Source organism: Rhodococcus sp. KB6 (genome assembly GCF_001445685.1).
GTDB classification, from domain to species: domain Bacteria; phylum Actinomycetota; class Actinomycetes; order Mycobacteriales; family Mycobacteriaceae; genus Rhodococcus_F; species Rhodococcus_F qingshengii.
This window is the reverse complement of sequence record NZ_LNAK01000134.1, coordinates 379,311-396,599: the sequence shown is the minus strand read 5'-3', so window position 1 is coordinate 396,599 and position 17,289 is coordinate 379,311. Positions and strand designations below refer to the sequence as shown.

At 63.7% G+C, this 17,289-nt stretch carries 19 protein-coding genes; 5 read left to right on the top strand and 14 right to left on the bottom strand.

Annotated features, from left to right (window positions below):
* Nucleotides 1-6: 6 nt before the first annotated feature.
* The 4 genes from ASU23_RS21780 to ASU23_RS34310 form a co-directional block, all read right to left on the bottom strand.
* Nucleotides 7-1,542, bottom strand: coding sequence for a glycerol-3-phosphate dehydrogenase/oxidase (locus ASU23_RS21780; RefSeq protein WP_058038696.1), 1,536 nt, complete (start codon nt 1,540-1,542; stop codon nt 7-9).
* A gap of 2 nt (nt 1,543-1,544) precedes the next feature.
* Nucleotides 1,545-2,183: a TetR/AcrR family transcriptional regulator gene (locus ASU23_RS21775; protein WP_050655792.1), complete on the bottom strand. Its 639-nt coding sequence runs from the start codon at nt 2,181-2,183 to the stop codon at nt 1,545-1,547.
* Between the two features lie 73 nt (nt 2,184-2,256).
* Nucleotides 2,257-2,970 (bottom strand): PIG-L deacetylase family protein, encoded by a 714-nt coding sequence (locus ASU23_RS21770; RefSeq protein WP_058038695.1) that lies wholly within the window; start codon nt 2,968-2,970, stop codon nt 2,257-2,259.
* Between the two features lie 17 nt (nt 2,971-2,987).
* Nucleotides 2,988-3,164 carry a hypothetical protein gene (locus tag ASU23_RS34310; protein WP_003942133.1) on the bottom strand — a complete coding sequence of 59 codons (177 nt, stop codon included), beginning with the start codon at nt 3,162-3,164 and terminating at the stop codon, nt 2,988-2,990.
* Between the two features lie 237 nt (nt 3,165-3,401).
* On the opposite strand from ASU23_RS34310, the gene ASU23_RS21765 reads away from it, so the two are divergent.
* The 3 genes from ASU23_RS21765 to ASU23_RS21755 are packed head-to-tail and all read left to right on the top strand — an operon-like array spanning nt 3,402 to nt 5,287.
* On the top strand, nt 3,402-3,998 hold the full coding sequence (locus ASU23_RS21765) for a biotin transporter BioY (protein ID WP_007735162.1): 597 nt from the start codon (nt 3,402-3,404) through the stop codon (nt 3,996-3,998).
* A 6-nt stretch (nt 3,999-4,004) separates the two neighbouring features.
* Entirely contained in the window at nt 4,005-4,685 is a 681-nt protein-coding gene (locus tag ASU23_RS21760; protein ID WP_054828100.1) for an energy-coupling factor ABC transporter ATP-binding protein, read from the top strand.
* Nucleotides 4,682-5,287: an energy-coupling factor transporter transmembrane protein EcfT gene (locus ASU23_RS21755; protein WP_054825715.1), complete on the top strand. Its 606-nt coding sequence runs from the start codon at nt 4,682-4,684 to the stop codon at nt 5,285-5,287. The genes ASU23_RS21760 and ASU23_RS21755 overlap by 4 nt, the downstream gene beginning before the upstream one ends.
* Nucleotides 5,288-5,309: 22 nt before the next feature.
* Here ASU23_RS21755 and ASU23_RS21750 read toward each other — a convergent pair whose 3' ends face one another.
* The 5 genes from ASU23_RS21750 to pgsA form a co-directional block, all read right to left on the bottom strand.
* A complete protein-coding gene (locus ASU23_RS21750) occupies nt 5,310-6,155 on the bottom strand; it encodes a hypothetical protein (protein WP_231917320.1) in 846 nt (281 codons plus the stop codon).
* Nucleotides 6,156-6,186: 31 nt separating this feature from the next.
* A complete protein-coding gene (pspA, locus tag ASU23_RS21745; RefSeq protein WP_003942098.1) occupies nt 6,187-6,999 on the bottom strand; it encodes a phage shock protein PspA in 813 nt (270 codons plus the stop codon).
* A 156-nt stretch (nt 7,000-7,155) separates the two neighbouring features.
* Entirely contained in the window at nt 7,156-7,536 is a 381-nt protein-coding gene (locus tag ASU23_RS21740) for a helix-turn-helix domain-containing protein (RefSeq protein WP_003942191.1), read from the bottom strand.
* 90 nt (nt 7,537-7,626) lie between these two features.
* Nucleotides 7,627-8,124 (bottom strand): CinA family protein, encoded by a 498-nt coding sequence (locus tag ASU23_RS21735; RefSeq protein WP_058038694.1) that lies wholly within the window; start codon nt 8,122-8,124, stop codon nt 7,627-7,629.
* Nucleotides 8,121-8,762 carry a CDP-diacylglycerol--glycerol-3-phosphate 3-phosphatidyltransferase gene (gene pgsA / locus ASU23_RS21730; RefSeq protein WP_020969465.1) on the bottom strand — a complete coding sequence of 214 codons (642 nt, stop codon included), beginning with the start codon at nt 8,760-8,762 and terminating at the stop codon, nt 8,121-8,123. Before pgsA ends, ASU23_RS21735 begins: the two co-directional genes overlap by 4 nt.
* Nucleotides 8,763-8,882: 120 nt before the next feature.
* Between pgsA and ASU23_RS21725 the strand changes: the two genes are divergently transcribed.
* The gene (locus tag ASU23_RS21725; protein ID WP_007735157.1) at nt 8,883-9,407 is read left to right on the top strand and encodes an amino-acid N-acetyltransferase; all 525 of its coding nucleotides are present in this window, start codon (nt 8,883-8,885) and stop codon (nt 9,405-9,407) included.
* A gap of 58 nt (nt 9,408-9,465) precedes the next feature.
* Nucleotides 9,466-9,750, top strand: coding sequence for a YciI family protein (locus tag ASU23_RS21720; RefSeq protein ID WP_003942124.1), 285 nt, complete (start codon nt 9,466-9,468; stop codon nt 9,748-9,750).
* Nucleotides 9,751-9,766: 16 nt separating this feature from the next.
* Here ASU23_RS21720 and ASU23_RS21715 read toward each other — a convergent pair whose 3' ends face one another.
* The 5 genes from ASU23_RS21715 to dapA all read right to left on the bottom strand — a co-directional run bounded on the left by ASU23_RS21715 (nt 9,767) and on the right by dapA (nt 17,287).
* Nucleotides 9,767-10,747, bottom strand: a complete 981-nt coding sequence (locus tag ASU23_RS21715; RefSeq protein WP_058038693.1) for a TerC family protein — start codon at nt 10,745-10,747, stop codon at nt 9,767-9,769.
* Nucleotides 10,748-10,792: 45 nt separating this feature from the next.
* Nucleotides 10,793-13,564: a DNA translocase FtsK gene (locus ASU23_RS21710; protein WP_082661445.1), complete on the bottom strand. Its 2,772-nt coding sequence runs from the start codon at nt 13,562-13,564 to the stop codon at nt 10,793-10,795.
* A gap of 124 nt (nt 13,565-13,688) precedes the next feature.
* Complete coding sequence (locus tag ASU23_RS21705; RefSeq protein WP_058038692.1) at nt 13,689-14,312, bottom strand: TIGR03085 family metal-binding protein; 624 nt, start codon at nt 14,310-14,312, stop codon at nt 13,689-13,691.
* Nucleotides 14,313-14,371: 59 nt separating this feature from the next.
* A complete protein-coding gene (locus tag ASU23_RS21700; protein ID WP_054188536.1) occupies nt 14,372-16,381 on the bottom strand; it encodes a ribonuclease J in 2,010 nt (669 codons plus the stop codon).
* Entirely contained in the window at nt 16,382-17,287 is a 906-nt protein-coding gene (dapA, locus tag ASU23_RS21695) for a 4-hydroxy-tetrahydrodipicolinate synthase (protein WP_003942142.1), read from the bottom strand.
* Nucleotides 17,288-17,289: the final 2 nt, after the last annotated feature.

The window sequence follows — 17,289 nt, the reverse complement described above, 5'->3', positions numbered from 1 at the left end:
AGAGTGTCACACCGAGTGAAAGGCCTGTTCCGCCGCACCCAGTGCGCGTTCGCGATCCGAAACCACCAATCCGATTCTCGTCCTGCGATCGAGGACGTCGTCGACGTCGAGGGCGCCTTCATGCGACACCGCGAAATCGAACTCGGCACCGCAGATCTCCAAGTCCGCAACCGACCGGAGACGATCGCCGCTCGCCGCGGCAACGACCTCGGCCTCGGTGCCGTATCGCGCCACCAATGACGCGGGTGCCTTGATCTTCTTCAATTCCGCCGGTGATGCAGCGCCTACCAGCGGCAACGCGCGTGTCCGACATGCCCCGGCGCTCAGCGACCCGACCTCGACCGCAGCGTCGACGGCGTCTTCGGCCATCTTGCGGTACGTCGTGAGTTTTCCGCCTACCACCGTGACCAAGCCCGAGTCCGAACGGACTACAGCGTGATTGCGCGAGAGGTCGGCCGTCGAGCCTTCACCGGTGTCCAGCAGCGGACGCAGACCCGCGAAGGTCCCCAAGACGTCCCCACGGGTCAGCGGAGCTTCCAACGCCGTGTTCACGGTGTCGAGCAGGAAGCCGATCTCGTCCTCGGACGCCGTCGGTACGTCAGGCACCGGTCCCGGCGCTGCTTCGTCGGTCAACCCGAGGTAGATCCGGCCGAGCTGGGCGGGCAGGGCGAAGACGAAACGGTTGGTCTCGCCGGGAATCGGCACGGTCAGTGCTGCCGTGGGGTTCCCCAATCGCGCTGCATCGAGCACCAGGTGCGTCCCGCGGCTGGGGCGCAGGGTGATGCTGGAGTCGACCTGATCAGCCCAGACACCGGTCGCATTGACCACGACGCGGGCACGCATCAAGAACTCGGATCCGGTCAACTCGTCGCGCAAGGTGGCCGACGTTCCGGATACGTCGTAAGCACCGACGCGCGTCAGGATTCGCGCGCCGTGCGACGCTGCGGTTCTGGCGATACCGACGACGAGGCGGGCGTCGTCGATGAGCTGCCCGTCGAACGCGGTCAAGGCGCCTCGTAGGTTTTCCCGCTTGACCGCGGGAGCCAATTCGCGCGCCCGCGCAGCGCTGACCGTCCGTGATCTGGGCAGCACCGAAGCCGGGGTTCGCGCCGACATGCGCAGAGCGTCACCAGCCAGGAAACCGGTACGCACCAGGGCCTTCCCGAGGAACGACGTTTCGGGCAACAGCGGTACGAGTTGGGGCATGGCGCGAACGAGGTGCGGCGCGGTGCGCGTCATGAGAATGCCGCGCTCGACCGCACTTTCACGCGCTATACCGACATTGCCGGAAGCCAGGTACCGAAGGCCGCCGTGTGCGAGTTTCGAACTCCAGCGGCTGGTGCCGAACGCGAGGTCGTGCTTTTCGACCAGCGCAACACTGAGCCCACGAGTCACGGCGTCGAGAGCGACACCGACACCGGTGATTCCGCCGCCGATCACCAGGACGTCGACCGAATCGCCGTTCGCCAACTGCTCGAGTTCACGAGTACGCCGTTGTGCGTTGAGCGCTGAATCGCTGCCTGCTGAATCTAGGGGGCTCACAGCTATTCTCCCGAATTCTTGACGGGTGCCAGATAAGCAGCGACCGCATATCGAAGTTGCTCGACCGACGCATCGGAGGAAAGCTCCGGCTCGAGAGTCGGCGCAGAAATGACGACGGACTGAGCCATCAGTAGAACCATCGCCGCGATCTCGTTGACGCTTCCCTCGCGAATCGAACCGTCTTGTTGGCCGGCCGCGACAACGGATGTGATCAGCTCGAGAATCGACTTCTGGCTCGCGCCGAGCCGGTCCACGATGTAGGTCGTCAGCAATTCTTGATCAGCTTGCCGAATTTTCACGAAGAGCGGATGGTCGCGAATCTGGCCGACGACGTCACCGATCGCCTCCACGAGCAACGTGCCGGCAGACCCGTTGAAGGTCACCTCGGGCAGCACCGATCGGATCTCCCGGGTGAGCAGGTCCGCGACGACAGCTCGCGTGTCCGGCCATCGCCGGTAGACCGTCGGTCGGCTCACGCCGGCGCGACGCGAGATCTCGGCAAGTGTGGTTCGCTGCATTCCGAAATCGAGGACACACGACCTTGCTGCGTCGAGAATCACGTCGTCGATCTCGCGGCTGGGGATGCGCTGACCATCTGCCTTGCGAGGGGCAAATGAGTCATCTGCGTTACGGATTACCATCGCGTGTAACACAATACCGGACAAGTCACCGGTAATCCCGTCGGGACTTGCGATTTCTCTCGCTCAGAGATCATCAGAAATAGTACAACTCGAAACCAACTGCTCGCTCGGCGTCGAAACCAGGCTTCGGTCCGCTGACCATGTCGATCTGTGCGCGCGCCTGTTCCCGGATCGGCGTGGAACTCAGCGCCGCCAGATATCGCGCATGTTCCGCGAGCGAATCCACGGCGCGATCGACCGTCGACGTCACGTCGACGCAGTGTGTGGGAGTCATCGTATTGACCGCAACCCACCGAACACCGGGCCACGGCGCCAGTCCCTGCGCCGTCAACGAGGGAAAGATCCATTCGTTTGCTGCGTCGGCAGTTGCGTCGAGAACGCTGATCCCGAGTGCACGGTGATCTGCGCTGTTCAGATAGCCGGGGCTCCAGGTGTGGGAGAAGTTCATCGTCACCACCAATTCCGGACGGTGGCGGCGAATTGCTGCGGCGAGAGTCGAGCGCAACTCCAAGCCTTCCACGAGACGACCGTCGGGCAGGCCGAGGAACTCCACCTCACCGACACCGACGATCGCGGCCGAGCGACGCTCTTCTTCCTCGCGGATCGGGCCGGACTCCTCGGGCGACAGACCGGCGATTCCGGCCTCGCCGCGCGTGGCCAGGACATATCGCACGTCTTTGCCGCGATCGGTCCACTGCGCCACTGCTGCGGCTGCGCCGTATTCGATGTCATCGGGATGCGCCACGATGACAATCGCGCGCTGCCAGTCCTCGGGGAAGTTTTCCATAGGGCAGATCTTGCCCGTCAGAACCGCGAAGCGGGCGAATTGTCGTCACTTCCCGACATCGCCTTCACCAGGAAGTAGATTCCGAAGCCGACAGCGCCGACCACCAGAACCCAGAAAAGCCCCTTGATCAGCGCACCGACCACCGCGAGTGCGACCCACACCAGTACGACGGCCAAAACGATCTTCCAAAACATGCTTACCTCCAACGTGCCGTTGAATAATCAGTCGAATCGGACAGGTGCTGCGTCGTCCGTAGAACCAGCCTGACAGGTCTGGCGTGACAAAGCAGCAGCTCAGCGGCAAGTTCAGGTAAAGATCAGGGTTCACCCCGAGACCGGCCCTCACGCAGGTCAGGTGTCCAACCCATGGGAGCTTGCTCCTGGCGTAAACTCGCGAAGTTCGATCCCGTATGCCGAAGGAGCACGTCCGCAGTGTCTACGACCCGTTTCCCCGCTCGCGATCTCGCGCATGTAGCCGTCTTCGCCGCACTCATCATCGCGCTGGGCCTACCCGGGTCGATCAACATCGGCATTTCCGGCGTGCCGATCACCCTTCAGTCCATGGGCGTCATGATGGCCGGCGCTCTACTCGGACCGCGCAAGGGTGTTCTCGCCGTCCTGACGGTCATTGCTCTGGGATTGGTCGGTCTACCGGTCCTTGCCGGCGGTCGCACCGCACTCGTGTCTCTATCGAGCCCGACAGCCGGATTCCTCATCGGTTGGATCCCGACGGCGTTTGTTATCGGATGGCTGACCGCCAAGATGCTGCCCAAGTACCGGATCATCGCGGGCATCGGCATCAACCTTCTCGGCGGCGTCGTCGTTCTCTACGCGTTCGGCATCGTTGGAATGATGGTCCGCGGACACATGAGCTTCGTTGCCGCGTGGTCGGCCAACGCCGCCTTCATCCCGCTCGACGCCGCAAAAGCAGTCGTCACCGCGTTGGTCGCGTCCCAGGTTCACCGGGCATACCCGGCACTACTGCGCGACTCGGTGATCTCGTCGAACAAGACCGTGGTGGCGAATTAATCTCCGATGAGTGAGATCGTCTTCGAGAACGTCGGACACAGCTTCGGTGAACGAACGGTCCTGCAGCAGATAGATCTGCGACTGAGCGAGCAGCGAATCGGAATCGTGGGTGCGAACGGAAGCGGCAAGTCGACGCTCGCTCGCATGATCAACGGACTGGTCGTTCCGACGGAAGGACACGTCCACGTCAACGGCTTGGACACGGCGAAGAAGGGCCGCGACGTACGCAAGCAGGTCGGATTCGTCTTCACCGATCCCAACCACCAGATCGTGATGCCGACGGTTGCCGAGGACATCGAATTCTCGCTCCGCCGTAGCGGATTGGGCAAAGCCGAGCGCGCCGCAAAGGTGGCCTCGGTGCTCGAACGCTACGGCCTCGCCGGGCACGCCGACCATCCCACCCACCAGCTTTCCGGTGGGCAGAAGCAGCTACTCGCGCTCGCGGCCATCATGGTGACAGAGCCGAACGTACTCGTCGCCGACGAGCCCACCACGCTCCTCGATCTTCGCAACTCGCGACTCATCAGCTCGGTGTTCGAGTCACTCGATCAACAACTGATCGTCGTGACCCACCAACTCGACCTCCTCGAATCATTCGAACGGGTGTTGGTTGTCGACCAAGGCCGTGTCGTCGCCGACGGCTCCCCCGCCGACTCGATCGGCCATTACCGGTCGTTGGTCTCGTGACCACTCTCGGCGTCTACCGGCCGGGCACATCGCTCCTGCACCGGATGCCGACGGGGATCAAGCTCTTCGCATTGATCGTGGCGATCCTGGCCGTCTCGATCTTCGTACGTGAGCCGTGGCAGCTGGCAGCTCCCGCGATCGTCGTCATCGCCCTGTACGTCATTGCGCGCATCCCGCCGATGACGGCGATCCGGCAGCTGCGACCCGCACTGTGGATGTTGCTGTTCATCGGCGCGTTCCAGCTGGTGGTCGCGGGGTGGCAGCGAGCGACCGTCGTGTGCGGCGTCCTGATCATCTCGATCGCCTTCGCGGCGATCATGGGTCTGACCACGCGGATCTCCGAGATGCTCGACGCGATCACCCGGTTCCTGACACCCTTGCGACGCTTCGGCGTCAATCCCGAACGGATCGCCTTGCTCCTGGCAATGACGATCCGGTGCATTCCGCTGATGTTCGAGGTCATCACACAGGTGTCCGAAGCACGCAAGGCACGAGGGCTCGGCTTCTCGCTGCGTTCCTTCGCAGTGCCGGTCATCGTCGGCACCCTGATGACCGCAGATGCGATGGGTGAAGCATTGGCAGCCCGCGGCGCCGACGACTGAGCGCCAATCAGACCAGGAACTGTCAGTTGTACTTGCGGGTGATGTCGTCCACCTCGCCGATGGCGTCGGCAAGCGCCGAAAGTCGCTCGGCGGCCGCGTGCAGCGCCGAGAGTTCTCGGTTGAATCCCACCAGAGCCGAAGGGCTGTGAGGCGCTGTCAATGCAGCTGCGGAGGTCACCAGATCCTCGTACTGATCCAACCCCGACTGCAACTCAAGAACTGCGCCGTCGATGGTGGGATCAAGAGGTTCGGTCACCTTGGGTGTAGCGGCCACGGCGCGTTCCATTGCGACGACATCCGAAGACACCGCGAACATCGCTCTCAATGCCGAATCGGCGGTAACAGTGATTTCGTCCAACTCACCGGGGTCGATGGTGTCGGCGCGCCTGAGCACACTCAAGATCTCGAACAACGAAGTCTCGGCGCCGATGAGGCGAGACATCGGGATGAACGCGCGAGACGACGACGGTGGCAAGCGCCGGCGAATCGGCGCCGACGGCGGTGGGCCGGAACTCATCGAACGGTAGCGGCCGACCGCGATGACGGCGGGAACCGCGAACAGTGCCGCTCCCCCGCCTGCCACGACCACCGACCACTCGGGGGCCGACGCAACAGCAAGGCCGGCCGTGCCGACCACTGATCCGCCGGACATGAAACCCCAACGCTGAGCGCGTCGACGTGCACGGGCACGTTTGCGCTCGAATTTGGCGCGCGGGTCCTGCCACCGCCGAGCGGCATCCGCCGCAGACAGTCCGACCTCGCGCAATGTGTCCGCGGTGCGTCCCAACGCTCCGAAGGCGCCGGATACGGAAACGGGAACGGCCGACCGGGGCTCGCGCCCAGATCGACCGTCTCGTGAAGAAAACATCAGAGCATCACTGCCGACATCGAGGATTCGGCTACTGCCCGGTCTGACCGGCAGCCGGGGGCTGCTTCTCGACGGACGGAGTCGCAGGAGTGGCTGCTGCGCCGCCGGACGGCAGTGCCTCGCCCTTCATGGAAGCACGAATCTGCTCGAGGCGACTGTGCCCTGCCATCTGGACCGAGGCCTGCTGGACCTCCATCATGCGGCCTTGAACGGAGTTCTGAGCGAGTTCGGCAGAGCCGAGTGCGTCGGCGTAACGCCGCTCGATCTTGTCGCGCACAGCATCGAGGCTGGGTGTGTTGCCGGGAGCCGACAGCGTGCTGTCCATGGACCGAAGGGACTCGCTCACGCGCTCCTGCATCTTGGCCTGCTCCAGCTGGCTGAGCAGCTTGGTGCGCTCGGCAACCTTTGCCTGCAGAGTCATCGCGTTCTGCTCGACAGCCTTCTTGGCCTGAGCGGCGGCCTGCAAGGACTGGTCGTGCAGTGCCTTCAGATCTTCGACGCCCTGCTCGGCCGTCACCAACTGGGCCGCAAAAGCTTCGGCAGCGTTGGTGTACTGGATCGCCTTGTCGTTGTCGCCGGCAGCAGCGGCCTGATCGGCGAGGTTGACGGCCTGGCGCGCGTTGGCGTTGAGCTTTTCGACCTCGTCGAGTTGACGGCTGAGCTTCATCTCGAGTTGACGCTGATTACCGATCACCGACGCAGCCTGCTGGGACAACGCCTGATGCTGGCGCTGTGCGTCCTCGATCGCCTGCTGAATCTGAACCTTTGGATCTGCCTTCTCATCGATCTTCGAATTGAAGAGCGCCATCAGGTACTTCCAGCCCTTGACGAAAGGATTAGCCATTGGTTTGATCCTGCCTCCATCTGATGCGCCGCGCCGAACGCGACCCGGAGCGCGACCGTCGCGCACCGAAACAAGGGCTGCGCCCTATCTGCTCTGACCCCACCTGCTGGAAACCGGCGGTTACGTACAAAATCTATCGGTTACGGCCGGTAGTGGCTACGCCGCCGCCAACCTTCGAGCGTTCGGTGCCGGAATCACGACGCGGGTATCGCGTGCGATTGTCGGCGAACCGGAAGCCGAGACCGAACCGGAAGCCGACACGGCGGGTTCGGCGACCTGTCGACCAGCTACCGGAGCGCTCTTCTTCGTGGCCAGGGTCTCGCTCACGTCGACCAGCACGTCGGACAGTGGGACTGCGAGCGCATCACAGATCGCCGCCAACAGTTCGCTCGATGCTTCCTTACGTCCACGTTCCACTTCGGACAGATAGCCCAAGCTCACACGCGCGCTGTTCGACACCTCACGTAGCGTGCGGCTCTGCGAAACGCGCGTACGCCGGAGACTGTCACCGATTGCCTCACGCAATAGCAGCGCCATCTCGCTCCTCCTTCATCCGTGACCTCATCGTGCATGGTCGTACGTCTTCACAATCGTCAACGTCCGAACACATCCGATTGGTTCCCGAGCCTATCGTGCCGCACGCTCTGCGACACGATCACGTAACCGCGACACGGCAGTCGCGACCGCGGTTGTCCGAATCTCCCACCGTTCGCCGCCGAGCGCGAGCGGTTCGCATTTGGTTCCGTCAGGGCCGGCGATACCGAGAAACACTGTTCCGACCGGGTGTCCGTCCTGCTCACTCGGACCGGCGACTCCGGTCAGACCGATACCCCAGTCCGCACCGCACTTCGTCCGGGCACCGAGCGCCAATGCCACCGCCGTGCTCTCGGACACGGGGCCGTCCGTTGCCAGGCGGCTTGGATCCACACCGGCCAGTGTTGCTTTCAGGTCGGTCGCGTACACGACCAGACCCCCACGCAGCACCGCGCTCGACCCTGGCACGGACGCGACCGCAGCCGTGAACAAGCCAGCCGTCAGAGATTCGGCGGCGGCGACAGTCTGCCTCGCGGCGCCAAGGGCGTCGACGAGTTCGACCACTCCGAGTGCGAGCAGCGGGTCCGTCATGACTCGACTGCGCGAACTCCGGCGCGAAGCCTGATCGCCTGCACGATGTATTCGATTCCCGTCGCCACCGTCAGCACGACGGCAGCAGCCATCAGCAATCCGCTGACGATGTCCCAACTGCTCGGCAGCGGGCACAGGTAGAACCCGATCGCGACGGCCTGCACGAGGGTTTTGAGCTTGCCGCCCTTGCCCGCCGGGATGACCGCGTGCCGCAGTACCGCGAACCGCAACAGCGTGATTCCGAGTTCTCGGGCGATGATTATTCCGGTCACCCACCACGACAGGTCACCGAGAACCGAAAGACCGATCAGCGCGGCGCCGATCAGTGCCTTGTCCGCGATCGGGTCCATGAGTTTGCCGAAATCGGTGACCAGACCGTACTTCCGAGCCAATTGGCCGTCGATCCGATCCGTGATCGCGGCGACGATGAACACGCCCATTGCCCCGAGACGCCACCACGTCGAGTGTCCGCCGTCGACGAACAGAACAACGAGAAAAACCGGAACGAGAACCATTCGGACCATCGTGAGAATGTTCGCGATGTTCAGCAACGGAACCGGGTTGTCCGCGACAGGTGTGCCGTCGGACGGGCCGACGGCGGCGCGATGGGCGTCGGTCTGATCGCGCGGGGTACTCATCGGATCGCCGCACAGGCGGTGAGCCGAACCCGGGACAAAGCCGAGCGGCGCGGGAATTGCGTGGGGCGGACAGGCACGCGACTTAGAATATCGGTAGGGCCATTGACTAATGTGCACCACATGACTTCGACCGCGCCGACCTATACCGAGAGCCAGTTGATCGTGCGTCGCGCGCGAACGTCGGACATCCCCGAAATCAAGCGTCTGATCGACATCTACGCCGGCAAGATCCTCCTCGAGAAGAATCTCGTGACGCTGTACGAGGCAGTCCAGGAGTTCTGGGTCGCCGAGCGAGGCGGCCAGGTAATCGCTTGCGGCGCACTGCATGTGCTGTGGGCGGACCTGGGTGAGATCCGCACCGTCGCAGTCGATCCGACTGCCAAAGGCCAGGGCGCAGGTTTCCACGTCGTCGACAAACTCATCGAGGTCGCCAAGGAATTGGAGTTGGAACGGTTGTTCGTTTTGACGTTCGAGACCGAGTTCTTCCACCGTCACGGATTCGCGGAGATCGACGGCACCCCCGTCACCGCCGAGGTCTATGCGGAAATGTGTCGGTCCTACGACGCCGGCGTCGCCGAGTTCCTCGATCTGAGCTATGTGAAACCCAACACACTCGGCAATACTCGCATGCTCCTGACTCTCTGAACCGTTCAGACTCTTCACACACCACCCTCTCGATCACCAGCCCCGAAAGCGGTTCACGATGTCGTTGTTCCTCGTCGAATACACCTACGCGCCCGAGAAGAACGCTCAGCGCGACGAAGTCCGTAGCGATCACCGCGCGTGGCTCGCGGATCTGGTTTCCCGCTCGATCGTCTTGTCATCCGGCCCGTTTGCAGATGGAAACGGCGCGCTGATCATCGTCGACGCCGCAGACGCCGACACCGTTTCCCTCCTCTTCACCCACGATCCGTTCGCGATCGCCGATTTGATCGAGAAGGTCCGGATCACCGAGTGGGTTCCGGTGTTGGGTCAGTTCAGCGCCTGAGGGCCCCGGCCCCGGCTTACTCCCCCGCCCGGTCGCGAGTCTTCAACAGGCTCGCGACCGTCGTCACCGCCAATACTCCGATGATCACTCCGAGTGAGAGTGCCGTGGAGATTTCCGGGACGGAGACGTGTTCACCTCCGTTGACGAACGAGAGGGTGTTCTCGTGCAACGCGTGAAGTACCAATTTCACACCGATGAACGCCAGGATTATCGAGAGCCCGTACGAGAGATAGACCAGCCGTTCGAGCAACCCACCGATCAGGAAGTACAGCTGCCGTAGACCCATCAGCGCGAAGGCGTTGGCGGTGAACACCAGATACGGTTCCTGGGTCAGACCGTAGATCGCCGGAATCGAATCGAGCGCGAAGAGCACGTCGGCAAACCCGATTGCGATGAGCGCCAACAACAACGGTGTCACGACGCGCTTGCCGTCGATCCGGGTGATCAGTTTGTCCCCGTCGTATTCCTCGGTTGTCGGCAGCACCCGCTTCACGAGTGAGATGATGCGACTGTCGCGCTTCTCCTCGGCTTCCTTCTCATGCCCGTGATCGCGGATCAGGGTGTACGCGGTGTAGATCAGGAACGCACCGAAGAGGTAGAACACCCAGCTGTACGCATTGATGGCGGCCGCACCGACTCCGATGAAGATTCCGCGCATCACCAATGCGAGGACGATGCCGATCAGCAGGACTTTCTGCTGGAACTCTCGCGGGACGGCGAACGTCGACATGATGATCACGAAGACGAACAGATTGTCGACCGAGAGCGCCTTCTCCGTGACGTAGCCGGCGAAGTACTCACCGCCGTACGTGGTGCCCCAGATCCACATCACGACGAGGCCGAAGGCGATGGCGATCGAAATGTAGACCGTCGACCAGAATGCGGACTCCCGGAAGGTCGGCGCATGCGGAGTGCGGACGTGGGCGAAGAAGTCGAAGACGAACAGGCCGAGGATCACCACGATCGTGATTCCCCAAGCCAACGGCGTCACATGCACGGGTTCCTCCGGTCGTCTGTCGACGGCTTCTCCGCCGAGGTGTCCCTACTCGTCTGCAGGTGCCTCATTCGGGTCGCCGCCGCGTATCGACCACAGCAGACCGTCGAGCTCCTCGGGCTTCATGAGCACCTCGCGTGCCTTCGAGCCCTCGCTGGGTCCGACGACGCCGCGGTTTTCCATGAGGTCCATCAGTCTGCCGGCCTTGGCGAACCCGACTCGTAGCTTGCGCTGCAACATCGACGTCGAACCGAATTGACTCGTGATGACCAATTCCACGGCCTGCAGGAGGACATCCATGTCGTCGCCGATGTCGGGGTCGACGTCCTTCTTCTCCCCTGCCTTCTGTGCGGTGACACCTTCGGTGTACTCGGGCTCGGCCTGGTTTTTCGCGAAGTCGACAACTGCCGAGATTTCCTCGTCGGTGATGAACGCGCCCTGCATACGGGTCGGCTTACCCGCGCCCATGGGCAGGAAGAGGCCGTCACCCATACCGATGAGCTTCTCGGCGCCGGGCTGATCGAGGATGACTCGCGAGTCCGTCAGTGAAGACGTCGCGAACGCCAGACGCGAGGGCACGTTGGTCTTGATCAGGCCGGTGACGACGTCGACGGACGGGCGCTGCGTTGCCAGCACCAGGTGGATACCGGCAGCACGGGCTTTCTGCGTGATGCGGACGATTGCTTCTTCGACGTCGCGCGGCGCGGTCATCATGAGGTCGGCCAACTCGTCCACGATCGCCAGGATGTAGGGGTACGGACGGTAGACGCGCTCGCTGCCCAGCGGGGCGGTGATTTCGCCGGACTTGACCTTGGAGTTGAAGTCGTCGATATGACGCACCCGGTTGGCCTGCATGTCCTGGTAGCGCTGTTCCATCTCCTCGACCAACCAGGCCAGCGCTGCCGCTGCCTTCTTCGGCTGAGTGATGATCGGCGTGATCAGGTGCGGGATACCTTCGTACGGCGTGAGCTCGACCATCTTGGGGTCGATGAGGATCATCCGTACTTCTTCGGGCGTTGCTCGGGTGAGCAACGAGACGAGCATCGAGTTCACGAAGCTCGACTTACCCGAGCCGGTCGAACCTGCCACCAGAAGGTGGGGCATCTTCGCGAGGTTCGCACTGACGAAGTCACCTTCGATGTCCTTACCCAGACCGATCACCAGCGGATGGTGATCGCGTCGGGTGCTCGGCGCGTTCAAAACGTCGGCGAGGCGGACCATTTCGCGGTCGGAGTTCGGTACCTCGATACCCACCGCGGACTTACCCGGAATGGGGGCCAGGAGGCGGACGTTGTCGGTTGCCACGGCGTACGCGATGTTGCGGGCGAGCGCGGTGATCTTCTCGACCTTCACGCCTGGGCCGAGTTCGACCTCGTAGCGCGTCACCGTCGGTCCGCGGGTGAAACCGGTAACAGCGGCATCGATCTTGAACTGTTCGAGGACTTCGCTGATCGCCTCGATCATCGCGTCGTTCGCAGAACTGCGGAGCTTGGGCGGGTCTCCCTCGATCAGCAACGTCGTCGGCGGGAGGTTGTAGTCACCGTCGGTGACCCGATCGGTGACGAAGTGTTCCTTCTCCTCCGGCTCCGGTTCGGGTTTCGGCACGGGCTTGGCGATGGGGACCGAACGCGCAGGCACCTTGGGGCGCGGTGCCGGCGTCTCCACGACGGGCGCTGCCGCAGCCGCGACGGGCTCGTCGGGTACTGCGGTGTCGTCGGCGTTCCACAGACCGAGGACTTCGGTCTTCTTGTCTCCGGATTCGAACTCGTCCGTCGGGTAGTTGTCGATCGGTGCGCGTCGGCTGGTCCGCTTGGCGGGCTTGAGCGGTGGCTCGGCGTAGGTGTCGACCGGGTAGCCGTCGGCGTCGAACAGTGAAGGATCGTAAGCAGATTCGCCGTAGTGGTGCTCGCCGTCCTCGTCGAATTCGGATCCGTAGTCGCCGTATTCGTCCGAGCGATACGAGGCACCGAAGAAGGACTGGAACTTGCTCGGCACCTCACGCAGAGTCGTTCCGGTCAGAAGGAGGATTCCGAATCCGGCGGCGATGACGAGCAGCGGCGCAGACAGCCAGACGGTGAGCCCGTTGGTGAGCGGGCCGCCCACGACGTATCCGACAAACCCTGCGCCGTTGGAGCGACCGGTGGCGTCTGTCGGTGAACCCGAGATGATGTGCCAGAGGCCGAGCGCCGGCAGACCGACCAGCAAGGATCCCATGATCAGTCGGGGCCGGATCTCAGGTTTCGGTTCGGTGCGCATCAACAGGATCGCGAGACCGACGCCGACGATGGGGAGCACGGCCGAGGCCGCGCCGAAGATCGCCCGCACGAGGGTGTCGATGCCGCCGCCGATCGGACCACCGGCCTTGAACCAGACGCCACCGGCGATGACGACGCTGAATGCGATCAGGCCGAGCGCTATTCCGTCGCGGCGGTGGCCGGCTTCGATCTCACCGACCTTACTGACGGTGCGTGTGGTGGCGCCGACGCCGCGGGCAGCCAGGGACCACCCGGCTCCGATTCCCTTGCCCACAGCGGCCAACGGGCTGGCCCGCTGAGAGGTTTTCGATACCGGGCGGCGCGCGGCCGACGACGTACCGGACGCCTTCTTGGGCGCCGGCTTGGAGCCTTTGCCCGACGCGGGGCGCCCACCAGCCCTGGCCGAAGTCGTGACATTTCGAGGAGTCGATACAGTTCGCGTGGTGCGCGAGGCACGAGGTTTTGCGGTTGCGCGCGCGCTCGGAGTAGAGGCTGACGACCTGGTCGATGCCCTGGACGTAGACGTGCTTGTACTGGATCCCCGGGCGCTCGACTTACCTGCCATGGAGTTCAGGCTAGTCTGTGCGACCCCATCTGGACCATCCGCAACACCAGCAACACTGGTGGCGAGTGCGAAACGTGATCTTCACAACCCGTCTGTCGAGCTCCGCTCCGGCAGAAGGGGGCCATCAGAAACTGCGATCGAGCGCCATCACGGATTGAACGTCGGCCAGTTCACCTTTGGCTTCGATCTTCACCTCGTTGCGACCGAAAGCGTGCAGCAGCAACTCGGCGGGTTCACCCTGCAGGACAACACTGCGAGAGCCGGCTTTGTGGACGACCGCACTCTCGCCGGACGGAAGTTCGAAAATCACCTCGACAGCGGCTTTGCGGTAACCCATCTTGCCGATCTGCCGCGCGTACTTCCACAGCTGAGCCTGCCGACCCTCCGACAACGGACGCGGCGCCCAATTCAGATGTGCGCGTCGTACATCTTCGTGGTGGACGAACATTTCCGTGCTATTCACCTGCGCGTCGAGCCAGTACATCGGCGACCACCGAGGCGGCCCACTCCGAACGTCGTCGAGGATCTCCTCCCACGGACGCGCCGCTGCGGCCTTACGCACGCTCTCGGTGTGACCGGCAAGAGGGCTCAACATGATTCCGGGAGCGGCGTCGAGACGCCGCTCCCGGACTATCAGATGTGCTGCCAGGTCACGATTGGTCCACTCCCCACACAGTGTCGGAGCATCGGGGCCGAATTCGACCATGCTGTCCACCAGGGCGAGTCGTTCGTCATGAGCGAAGGTCACCTTCGCCAAAGTACTCGAACCGGACCGGGTTCGAGCGGAAGCGACCTGCTGTGCCGAATCTACGGAACCGCGATGACCGTCGGAATGATCATCGGACGGCGGCGGTACTTGTCCGCGACCCAGCGTCCGACGACGCGGCGCACCGACTGCGCGATGCGATGAGCGTCGATGACGCCTTCGCTCGCCAACCGGGCCAGGTCCGATTCCACGAGATCCGCGGCAGCCTTGAGCGCTGTCGGATCGTCGGAGAAGCCGCGACCGGACACCTCGGGGGTGCTGACCGCACGGCCCGTCGACTCGTTGATGACGATGGTGATCGCGATGAAGCCGCCCTCACCGAGCACGAGGCGATCGGACAGCGTCGGCTCACCGACGTCGCCGACGGACAGACCGTCGACGTAGACGTGTCCGACCGGTACGCGTCCGACGATCTCGGCGAGGCCGTCCACCATGTCGACCACGACGCCGTCCTCGGCCAATACGATGCGCTCTTCCGGCACGCCGGTTGCCTTTGCCAGCGCGGCGTTGGCACGCAGGTGCCGCCATTCACCGTGGACGGGCATGGCATTGGTGGGCCGAACCGCGTTGTACAGGTAGAGCAACTCACCGGCGGACGCGTGGCCCGAGACGTGAACCTTGGCGCTCTGCTGGGTCACGACGGTGGCACCGCGCTTGGCCAAACCGTTGACCACGGCAAAAACGGAGTTCTCGTTGCCCGGGATCAGCGAAGACGCGAGAACGACCAGGTCGTTGGCGCGGATGTTGATCTGACGGTGTTCGCCGCGCGCCATACGCGAGAGCGCTGCCAACGGCTCACCTTGCGAACCCGTCGAAATGAGCACCAGGCGATCGTCGGGAAGGGTGGCGGCGGTGTCGATGTCTACGACGAGGCCGTCGGGCACCGTCAGGTAGCCCAGATCCTGGGCGATCTGCATGTTGCGGACCATCGAGCGGCCGACGAAGACGATGCGGCGGTTGTACCGAGCGGCTACGTCGACGACCTGCTGGATGCGATGCACATGGCTGGCGAAAGATGCCACGATGACGCGCTGCTTCGCCTTGCCGATGACGTTGTCGAGCACTCCCCCGATTTCGCGCTCGGGTGTGACGAATCCCGGAACTTCGGCGTTCGTCGAGTCGACGAGGAACAGGTCGACGCCCTCGTCGCCCAGGCGGGAGAATCCGGCGAGGTCGGTCAGGCGGCCGTCGAGAGGCAGCTGATCGAGCTTGATGTCACCGGTGTGCAGTACGACGCCGGCGTCGGTGCGAATCGCGATCGCGAGAGCGTCGGGAATCGAGTGGTTGACCGCGAAGTACTCGCAGTCGAACGGGCCATGGGTGGTGGTGTTTCCCTCGACGACCTCGACCAGGTTCGGACGCAGGCGATGCTCGCGGCACTTGGCGGCAACGAGAGCGAGAGTGAACTTCGCGCCGATGACCGGAATGTCCGCGCGCAGACGCAGCAAGAACGGCAGAGCACCGATGTGGTCCTCGTGTCCGTGAGTCAAGATGACGGCTTCGACGTCGTCCATACGGTCTTCGATGTAGCGGAAGTCCGGGAGGATCAGGTCGACGCCAGGCTGCTGGTCCTCGGGGAACAGCACACCGCAGTCGACGATCAGCAACTTGCCACGGTGCTCGAACACCGTCATGTTGCGACCGATTTCGCCGATGCCGCCCAGCGCGACGATGCGCAGACCCGATGCCGGCGCCTTCGGGGGTGTTCCGAGGCGACCCGTGGGATCGACGGCCGGACGGTTCTCGGGGCGCTTGTTTCCGCGCCCGTTGCCCGACTTCGATGCTGCCGGTCGGTTACCGCCGGAAGATTTGCGCGGCGACCTCTCTTCGGTCGACTTCTTGGGTGCAGCAGATTTGGTGGCAGTGGACTTGGTTGCTGCAGATTTGGTTGCTGCGGCCTTCTTGGGCGGGGCGGCTGCGGCGGGGGCCGCTTCTGCCGCCGGCGCAGCTGGTGCCTCTACCGGTGCGGCCTTTGCGGCCGTTTCGGGAGCCGGAGGCGAAGGCGGACCGGCTTGACGACTGGCACTACGACGTCGGGGGGGACGGGTCATTTACAAAACTCCTGCCGCATGCAGATCGGCGGCAAGACCGTCGATCTGCTCTTTAGTGGGTGCAACCTGCGGAAGGCGTGGTTCTCCGACATCGATTCCGATGAGTCGCAGACCCGCCTTCGAAGCGCTGACACCGCCGAGGCGGGCAACGGAACGAATCACAGGGATCAAACTGAGGTTTATCTCGCGCGCGCGGGCGATATCGCCGGACACGAACGCGGTGTGAAGGTCGCGGAGACGACCCGGAACAAGATGGCCGATGACGCTGACGAAGCCGGTGGCGCCCACAGCGAGCCACGGCAGATTCAGCGGGTCGTCGCCGGAGAAGAACTGAAGCTCGGTGGTGCCGATCAACTCTGCGCCGGCGTTGAGGTCGCCCTTGGCGTCCTTGACGGCCTTGATTCGCGGGTGCTCGGCGAGTCGGCGGATCGTCTCGGTCTCGATGGGAACGACGGAGCGGGGCGGAATGTCGTACAACATGACGGGCAGGTCGGTCGCGTTGGCGACGGCGGTGAAGTGTGCAAACAGTCCGGCCTGGGGCGGACGTGAGTAATACGGGGTGACGACGAGCAGACCGTGCGCTCCGGCGCGAGCCGCGTCACGTGCGAGTTCGACGCTGTGAGCGGTGTCGTTGCTGCCGGCGCCTGCAACGATCTTCGCGCGGTTACCGACGGCGTCGATCACTGCGCGGAGCAGGTCGAGCTTCTCGGACTCGGTGGTGGTGGGAGATTCACCGGTGGTACCGGCAAGAACGAGGCCGTCACAGCCGTTGTCGACGAGATGGGCTGCGAGGCGCACTCCCGCGTCGACGTCCAACTTCCCGTCGGCAGTGAACGGGGTCACCATCGCAACGGAAATGGTGCCGAACGGACGCTCGACAAGAGAAGCGGAATCACCGTAGGTCATGG

What these genes read in the sequence shown, in the direction of transcription:
- ASU23_RS21775 (WP_050655792.1), bottom strand. Translation starts at nt 2,183, where the DNA reads ATGGTAATCCGTAACGCAGATGACTCATTTGCCCCTCGCAAGGCAGAT.
- ASU23_RS21770 (WP_058038695.1), bottom strand. Translation starts at nt 2,970, where the DNA reads ATGGAAAACTTCCCCGAGGACTGGCAGCGCGCGATTGTCATCGTGGCG.
- ASU23_RS34310 (WP_003942133.1), bottom strand. Translation starts at nt 3,164, where the DNA reads ATGTTTTGGAAGATCGTTTTGGCCGTCGTACTGGTGTGGGTCGCACTC.
- ASU23_RS21760 (WP_054828100.1), top strand. Translation starts at nt 4,005, where the DNA reads ATGAGTGAGATCGTCTTCGAGAACGTCGGACACAGCTTCGGTGAACGA.
- ASU23_RS21750 (WP_231917320.1), bottom strand. Translation starts at nt 6,155, where the DNA reads ATGTTTTCTTCACGAGACGGTCGATCTGGGCGCGAGCCCCGGTCGGCC.
- pspA (WP_003942098.1), bottom strand. Translation starts at nt 6,999, where the DNA reads ATGGCTAATCCTTTCGTCAAGGGCTGGAAGTACCTGATGGCGCTCTTC.
- ASU23_RS21740 (WP_003942191.1), bottom strand. Translation starts at nt 7,536, where the DNA reads ATGGCGCTGCTATTGCGTGAGGCAATCGGTGACAGTCTCCGGCGTACG.
- ASU23_RS21735 (WP_058038694.1), bottom strand. Translation starts at nt 8,124, where the DNA reads ATGACGGACCCGCTGCTCGCACTCGGAGTGGTCGAACTCGTCGACGCC.
- pgsA (WP_020969465.1), bottom strand. Translation starts at nt 8,762, where the DNA reads ATGAGTACCCCGCGCGATCAGACCGACGCCCATCGCGCCGCCGTCGGC.
- ASU23_RS21725 (WP_007735157.1), top strand. Translation starts at nt 8,883, where the DNA reads ATGACTTCGACCGCGCCGACCTATACCGAGAGCCAGTTGATCGTGCGT.
- ASU23_RS21720 (WP_003942124.1), top strand. Translation starts at nt 9,466, where the DNA reads ATGTCGTTGTTCCTCGTCGAATACACCTACGCGCCCGAGAAGAACGCT.
- ASU23_RS21710 (WP_082661445.1), bottom strand. Translation starts at nt 13,564, where the DNA reads ATGGCAGGTAAGTCGAGCGCCCGGGGATCCAGTACAAGCACGTCTACG.
- ASU23_RS21700 (WP_054188536.1), bottom strand. Translation starts at nt 16,381, where the DNA reads ATGACCCGTCCCCCCCGACGTCGTAGTGCCAGTCGTCAAGCCGGTCCG.
- dapA (WP_003942142.1), bottom strand. Translation starts at nt 17,287, where the DNA reads ATGACCTACGGTGATTCCGCTTCTCTTGTCGAGCGTCCGTTCGGCACC.